This window comes from Priestia sp. P5_B4, from assembly GCF_056400385.1.
On the sequence record NZ_JBFULJ010001213.1, the window covers coordinates 1 to 890 of the forward strand.

At 37.6% G+C, this 890-nt stretch carries 1 protein-coding gene; it reads right to left on the reverse strand.

Going from position 1 to position 890, the window contains the following annotated elements; genetic code table 11:
* On the reverse strand, positions 1 to 890 hold an 890-nt coding region (locus AC1DRF_RS30015), incomplete at both ends, for an Alp7A family actin-like protein (RefSeq protein WP_477742574.1).

The following is an 890-nucleotide window of genomic DNA, read 5'->3' on the forward strand; positions in this document are numbered from 1 at the left end:
GATGTAATTTGAGCTGTTAAATCAATAGATTCACCCGTATTTTCATTCTTTAACTCAAATTTTTGTTTGTTGTAGTTATCTAAAATAAACTGATCAAAAGCACGTAAATCAGTAAACAATTCTGGGAATTTCTCTTTTCGTAACTTATCTATATGCGCCAAGTAGGGGATGCCCTCGATGCTTTGGAATGACTCACGGCTGTTCGCAGCTTTTAATCCTTCTGGTAAAATCACGACATCGATTGATCCTCCACCGATATCTACCATCACGGTTTCACATTCCACATATTCATTGGCATCTTCACGGTTTTGAAGCGTTAGGTCTTTCTTTAGTGCAAAGCGTGCAATCTCGCCTTCTTTTAAGCATGCACTTTCTTCTACAGATACCTTTATTTCTTTTTCGAACCCTGGTGTATGAATGCGGAAAGCATGGTCACCTAGGAAGCGAGTAGCCATGGCTTTTTGCGCTTCTCCAAACGTACTTTCTTTTTTCAGTAACCAGATTGGTAACATCGTAGAGAAGTAGTTAATCTCGATGCTATTATCTTTTTGATCTTTTGCATGTAATGCATGATAGTATGCAATGGCAGCTAGAAATGTCACATAAGGAATATGACTTGTAATTTTGTTATGTAAACGATTGATGTGGTTATTCGCAAGTTGTTGGCTTGCTGCGATGTCACCGACTAAGAAATAACGTTCTTTCTCTTCGTCACCGATTGTTGTAGATAGTAAGATACGCTTCTTAAACTCTTCTGGTGCTGTTACTGCATCTGTAAAAAATGAATCAGCAACATCTTTTTGTAGTTCTACAACGTTGGTTGGGAAATCAAATAGGTATCCATCAATGATATTCATATCAACGGAGTTTCCACAGTCTTTATTAAAACG